The organism is Pseudomonas sp. RA_35y_Pfl2_P32 (assembly GCF_963970735.1).
GTDB lineage: Bacteria > Pseudomonadota > Gammaproteobacteria > Pseudomonadales > Pseudomonadaceae > Aquipseudomonas.
In genome coordinates this window covers 1-974 of sequence record NZ_CAXAQF010000068.1, presented here as the reverse complement: position 1 = coordinate 974, position 974 = coordinate 1, and the positions used below count along the sequence as shown (strand labels likewise).

Genomic DNA, 974 nt, shown 5'->3' with positions numbered 1-974 from the left:
TAATGAAATGGTTACCCCCACCGCCCCTTGCGATAGCTCACTAAGCTTTCGCAAGGGGCCCATCGGAGACCATTCTCATGAACAACGTAGCTATCGCCGCCATCGACCTGGGTAAAAACTCCTTTCATCTTCACGCCCAAGATGAACGAGGTCATGAGCTTTACCGCAAAAAATTCACTCGCGCAGCACTTGTCCAGCATTTGGCCAATCTCGAGCCCTGCACAGTTGTGATGGAGGCCTGTGGCGGCGCTCACTTCATGGCGCGGCAGGCTACAAAGTTTGGACACACAGCAAAGCTGATTGCACCACATCTTGTGCGCCCTTATGTCAAAAGCAACAAAAACGACTTCGCCGATGCCGAGGCCATTTGCGAAGCTGCAACCCGTCCAACGATGCGTTTTGTGCCTGCCAAAACACAGGCTCAACAGGCCCTGGCCATGCTCAATACGACGCGTGATTCGTTTATCAAAGACCGTACCGCGACCGTCAATCGGATTCACGCAGCACTTCTGGAAGTCGGGATCAGCTTGGCTCCAGGGTTCAAGTCGATCAACGAGCTCACGGCGCTGCTTGAGGCGAGCTCACTTCCCGATCTGATCAAAAAGCTGCTGATACGGATGCATGACCACTTTGACTACCTGCACGAACAGATCAAATCCTTGGACAAGGAACTGGAATGCCAAGCCGCTGAAGATGATCTGGCTGCTCGTTTGATGACAATCCCTTGCGTCGGCCCGATCACCTCCAGCGCCTTGGCTGCCGAGTTGGGTGATGGCAAGCAGTTCAAATGTGGCCGAGGCTATTCAGCCTCGATCGGCCTGGTCCCCAAACAGCATTCAACGGGCGGGAAAACTGTACTTTTAGGTATCAGCAAACGTGGAGACAGAAACCAGAGACGGCTGCTGATCCAGTGCGCCCGGGTTTACTTGATGCATCTGGATCGACAGAAAGGCGCGCTGGCGGAGTGGGTCCGT

The 974-nt window shown here is 54.3% G+C and carries 1 protein-coding gene; it reads left to right on the top strand.

Annotation, left to right across the window (positions count from 1 at the left end; translation table 11 throughout):
* Positions 1–77 precede the first annotated feature (77 nt).
* Positions 78–974: IS110 family transposase (locus AACY45_RS27080; protein WP_339548496.1), on the top strand; the 897-nt coding region annotated here is incomplete at its 3' end.